Consider the following 4,896-nt stretch of genomic DNA (forward strand, 5'->3'; position numbering starts at 1 on the left):
TTTAATGAGGCGCTCGGCAGAATGGCTGCGGATGGTCGGCTGGAGACTATTCTGAGTCAGACGCGCTGATCAGCGGCTGCTTTCCTGTAACACCGTCATACCGATTTCTATGGTCTGGCTGCTGTCACCCAGCCACAACATGCCATCCTGAATACTGGCCTGCAGACGCATGGTGCGGCTTGTTAATTGCTGCAGTTGTTCGATGGCGGCCGCATCAAAATCCACCACCTGAAGATTATTGAAACGCCGGCAGCTGTTTTCGATCTGTTGCCACCATAATTGCGCGGCACGTCCGTGGTAGCCGTAAATAATGACCTGTTTTGCACGGTTACAGGCTTTGCGGATGCGTTTCTCATCGGGCTGGCCGAGTTCAATCCACAGATCTATTTCATCACTCAGTGAGTGCGCCCATAAATCGGGTTCATCATCGGTGCTGAGGCCTTTGGTAAATTCCAGCTGCTCACCGGCGTTCAGGGCAAAAGCGGCAAGACGTACCATCATCCGCTCGGTGGTTTCTGACGGATGCTGGGCAATGGTCAGGTTGTAAGTCTGGTAATGATTGCGGTCCATGTCGGACACATTCAGTTCGGCTTTATAAATGGTTGCTTTCAGCGCCATGGGTGTAATTGCCAGAAAAAATAAGCGCGTACTCTAATGGTTTCATGGGCTGACGGCTATGGCTGTAAGCACGGAATACGCCGCAGAGCAGATCGTCTTATATTCGATCACACTATTTGCCATCGTATTGTTTAGCTCAAAGTGGTCTTTCACCTTTCTGGCTGGTCTTTTTTCGGCTACACATTAACTGTGTCTGTTCTGCCAAAAGCAGGGCGGATGCACCTGTTCAATTAGCCGCCCGTCAGGCGGACTCAGGCCAAAAGCCGGAGGTGCAGGATGCGTTTTCATTTGCTTTGTCAGTCTGTCGCCAGACAGATCCTTGTCAGTTGTATGACGTATCGCGTCGCTGCGGATGGCATGCGGCTTCTGTTCTGCTTTCTTTCCTGTCTGTATCTGAGTGGCTGGCCGGGCAACCGGGCTCGCACACTTATCTGTACCACTGACAAGTGTGCCTGCGCTACCGGCACTGAGGGAGGGTTATGTTATGGGTAATATTCCTAGTGTTCATGCTGCAGCCATGGTGCAGTATCTTGGTGAAGATGGCGTACCGGTGCGGGAGGTTCCGCTCTGGGCCCATGAGCCTGAGCCTTTGCTGCGTGCCTATGAGTGGATGATGCTGACGCGGATGTTCGATCAGAAGGCGGTTGCTCTGCAGCGCACGGGTCAGCTTGGCACTTTTCCATCTTCTGTCGGGCAAGAAGCCATTGGCGTTGCCTGTGGCCTGGCGCTGGAAGAGCAGGATATTTTTGTTCCTTATTACCGTGATCATGCCACTCAGCTTATCCGTGGTGCAGCCATGCACGACCTGTTGCTGTACTGGGGAGGAGATGAGCGTGGCAGTTATGCTGGCCCGGCACAGGATTTACCGGTTTGTGTGCCGATTGCCAGTCAGTGTGGCCATGCTGTCGGGGCTGCGGCTGCACTGAAGTTCCGTAAACAGCCACAGGCCGTACTCTGCACCCTGGGCGATGGTGCAACCTCTAAAGGTGACTTCCTCGAAGCACTGAACCTGGCCGGTACCTGGCATCTGCCGGTGGTGTTTGTGATTAACAATAATCAGTGGGCAATTTCGGTGCCGCGTGCTGCACAGTGCGGAGCCCCCACGCTGGCCCAAAAAGGCTGGGGTGCGGGTATACACAGCGTGCAGGTGGATGGTAACGATATTATCGCCATGCTGGATGTGGTCGGCGATGCACTGGAGCGGGCACGGCACCGTAAAGGGCCGACGCTGATTGAAGCGGTAAGCTACCGCCTGGGGGATCACACCACCGCCGATGATGCCAGCCGTTACCGGGGCGATGATGAAGTCAAAGCCGCCTGGGAGCGGGAGCCGGTCCGGCGTTTATGTCAGTTTCTGACAACTCAGGGTGCCTGGAACGAAGCCATGGATGCGCGCTGGCAGGATCACTGCCATACGGTTGTCAGCAAGGCCGTTGAGCAGTATCTGGCAACACCAGCTCAGGCAGCAGAGGCCATGTTCGACCATCTGTACGCCGAATGGCCACCTGCACTGGATGAGCAGCTTGATCTGTTTGCAGCACGTATGACGGCACGGGAGGTGTGACATGGTCAATCAAACAACAGACTCATTCAGCAGTGCATCTGAATTCCGTGATCTGACTCAGGGCGATCTGACTCTGGTCGAAGCGGTGAACCTGGCGCTGGCACGGGCGCTGACCGAAGATCCGAACGTCGTCCTTCTGGGCGAAGATATCGGCCGCAATGGCGGTGTGTTCCGCGCCACACAAGGGCTGCAGGATCGCTTTGGCCGTGAGCGGGTAATGGATACGCCATTGGCAGAGACGCTGATTGCCGGTACGGCGATCGGTATGGCCAGCCAGGGACTGAAACCGGTCGCCGAAATTCAGTTTATGGGCTTTATCTTCCCGGCCATGGAGCAGCTGGTGACCCATGCCGCGCGGCTGCGTAACCGCACCCGCGGACGGTTGCATTGCCCGCTGGTGGTGCGTGCTCCTTTTGGTGGCGGCATTCATGCGCCCGAGCATCATTCCGAAAGTACAGAGGCATTATTTGCCCATATCCCCGGTATCCGGGTGGTGATTCCATCTTCGCCACGGCGTGCCTATGGTTTGTTGCTGAGTGCGATTGATGACCCGGACCCGGTGCTCTTTCTTGAGCCCAAGCGCCTGTACCGCGCGCTGAAACAACCGCTGGTGGATGACGGCGCGCGTCTGCCACTGGACAAGGTTTTTATTCTGCGTGAGGGCAGTGATATCACACTGGTCAGCTGGGGGGCCTGCATTCAGGAAACCCTGGAGGCGGCGCAGGCGCTGGAACAGCAGGGCATCAGCGCCGAAGTTGTGGATGTGGCGACGGTCAGTCCGCTGGATATGGACAGCATCCGCGCCTCGGTCGAAAAGACCGGCCGTTGTGTGATTGTGCATGAGGCCGCGCGCAGTGGCGGTATCGGCGCGGATATTTCCGCCCGCCTGAGCGAGCAGAGCCTCGATTTACTGCAGGCTCCGGTGATCCGGGTGACAGGCTTTGATACACCAATGCCGTATTTTCGCCAGGAGCAGCTGTATCTGCCACAGGTGGCCGACATTGTGGCCGCCGTTAACCAATGCATGAGCTACCGTTAAAACAGACATAAAAATCAAAAGCCTGATACATCAGGAGTGTTTATGCGTTATTTCCGCTTGCCCGATCTGGGTGAAGGGCTGGCCGATGCCGATATCGTGGAGTGGCATGTAAAAGCCGGTGATACGGTGGCGGTTGACCAGCTGTTGTTATCGGTTGAAACCGCAAAAGCCATTGTTGAACTGCCATCTCCCTGTGCCGGGGTGGTCAGCCATTGTTTTGGTGAACCCGGTGATACCGTCAATACCGGTGAGCCACTGGTTGAGTTTGTGCAGGATGAAGGCTCTGACACTACAGGGCGTGAAGATAACGGCTCGGTGGTCGGCGAAATGCCGGTTGCGCGCGAACGCAGCGAAGATCATTTTGTGATTGGCCAGGGCAACAGCCTGAATGCCGGCGCACGGGTGCGGGTCACGCCCAGTGTGCGGGCGCTGGCACGGCGTCTGAATGTGGATATTCAGCAGATCAGTGGCAGTGGGCTGGATGGCCGCATTACGGCTGATGATGTGGAAAAAGCCGGGCGTCTGGATCAGCAACTGGGGCAGGGGGAACGCCTGACCGGTGTGCGCAAAAGCATGGCCCGTACCATGGCGCTGGCTCATGCTCAGGTAGTGCCCGTTACGCTGTTTGATGAAGCCGATGTGTCGCACTGGGAAACCACTGAGGATGTCAGTGTCCGGCTGGTGCAGGCCATTGCTGCAGGCTGTGCGGCGGTACCGGATTTAAATGGCTGGTTTCACGGTGATGAACAGCATCAGCAGATGACCCGGCGACTGATCAGTCAGATTGATCTGGGTATTGCGGTCGATACCGAGCAGGGCTTGTTTGTACCTGTACTGCGTGACGTTGCCAGCCGCAGCGCCGATGACCTGCGTGCCGGCCTCGACCGGCTGAAAGCCGATGTCCGCGCCCGTACCATTCCTCCGCGGGAAATGCAGGGCGCAACCATCACCTTATCGAACTATGGCGCCATTGCCGGACGTTATGGCACTCCGGTGGTGGTACCTCCGACTATGGCGATTCTGGGGGCTGGCAGGGTGCTGGAGAAACCGCTGTGTGCCATGGGTGAACTCTTTGCCGGTAAGGTGCTGCCCTTGTCACTGACCTTTGATCACCGGGCGGTCACTGGCGGGGAAGCCAGTCGTTTCTTAGCGGCTGTTATTACCGATTTGCAGAAAGAGCCGGATTTGATTGATCGCTGATCCGGTTTTAATCCTCCGGCCATTCAACCGTAAAACCTTCATCTTCTGTCGGTAACTGAAAATACTGACTCAGATGATAGAAGGTTTCCTCGTTATCGAATGCCGCGCGTTGCGGTTGTTCTTTGCGGCGTTGAGCAAGCTGCTTCAGGCAGCGCTCATCGCTGTGATCCAGGCAAATTAACCGGTGCCGGCACTGACTGTTATCAATAAGATTTTTAAACCAGCGGCGTTGCTCAATGGTGTTGCCGGGAAAATCGAGAATCAGTGTCAGGCCATTGTTTAGCAGCAGGCTGATATGGTCGCTCAGGATATTTTTTAACTGAGCCGAGCAGCGCAGATAATCCTTTATGGTATGGATCTGTTGTGGGTAAAGGGCCGCCAGCCACTGATCTTCTGAAATAAGAATGGTGTTATTTTCTTGTGACAATTGCCGGGCGAGAGTGGATTTTCCCGCTCCCATTTTGCCGCAGAAAAA

The 4,896-nt window shown here is 55.9% G+C and carries 5 protein-coding genes; 3 read left to right on the forward strand and 2 right to left on the reverse strand.

The window, feature by feature from the left end; translation table 11 throughout:
• Nucleotides 1-69: 69 nt before the first annotated feature.
• Entirely contained in the window at nucleotides 70-618 is a 549-nt protein-coding gene (locus B3P58_RS14535) for a YaeQ family protein (RefSeq protein WP_225692515.1), read from the reverse strand.
• 484 nt (nucleotides 619-1,102) lie between these two features.
• Between B3P58_RS14535 and pdhA the strand changes: the two genes are divergently transcribed.
• Genes pdhA through B3P58_RS14550 form a run of 3 tightly spaced genes read left to right on the forward strand, consistent with a single transcriptional unit; the run spans nucleotide 1,103 to nucleotide 4,421 of the window.
• A complete protein-coding gene (gene pdhA, locus B3P58_RS14540) occupies nucleotides 1,103-2,182 on the forward strand; it encodes a pyruvate dehydrogenase (acetyl-transferring) E1 component subunit alpha (RefSeq protein ID WP_286718579.1) in 1,080 nt (359 codons plus the stop codon).
• A 1-nt stretch (nucleotide 2,183) separates the two neighbouring features.
• On the forward strand, nucleotides 2,184-3,221 hold the full coding sequence (locus B3P58_RS14545) for an alpha-ketoacid dehydrogenase subunit beta (RefSeq protein ID WP_286718582.1): 1,038 nt from the start codon (nucleotides 2,184-2,186) through the stop codon (nucleotides 3,219-3,221).
• Nucleotides 3,222-3,263: 42 nt separating this feature from the next.
• Entirely contained in the window at nucleotides 3,264-4,421 is a 1,158-nt protein-coding gene (locus B3P58_RS14550) for a dihydrolipoamide acetyltransferase family protein (protein ID WP_286718585.1), read from the forward strand.
• Nucleotides 4,422-4,428: 7 nt separating this feature from the next.
• On the opposite strand, the gene B3P58_RS14555 is transcribed toward B3P58_RS14550, so the two are convergent.
• Nucleotides 4,429-4,896, reverse strand: a 468-nt coding sequence (locus B3P58_RS14555) for an AAA family ATPase (protein ID WP_286718588.1), incomplete at its 5' end; no start/stop codon positions are given.

It is taken from the genome of Thalassolituus sp. UBA2009, assembly GCF_002335285.1.
Classification (GTDB): domain Bacteria; phylum Pseudomonadota; class Gammaproteobacteria; order Pseudomonadales; family Oceanobacteraceae; genus Venatoribacter; species Venatoribacter alkanivorans.

Excerpts from the sequence above, each read along its gene's own strand:
- B3P58_RS14535 (WP_225692515.1), bottom strand. The coding sequence starts at position 618 with ATGGCGCTGAAAGCAACCATTTATAAAGCCGAACTGAATGTGTCCGAC.
- pdhA (WP_286718579.1), top strand. The coding sequence starts at position 1,103 with ATGGGTAATATTCCTAGTGTTCATGCTGCAGCCATGGTGCAGTATCTT.
- B3P58_RS14550 (WP_286718585.1), top strand. The coding sequence starts at position 3,264 with ATGCGTTATTTCCGCTTGCCCGATCTGGGTGAAGGGCTGGCCGATGCC.
- B3P58_RS14545 (WP_286718582.1), top strand. The coding sequence starts at position 2,184 with ATGGTCAATCAAACAACAGACTCATTCAGCAGTGCATCTGAATTCCGT.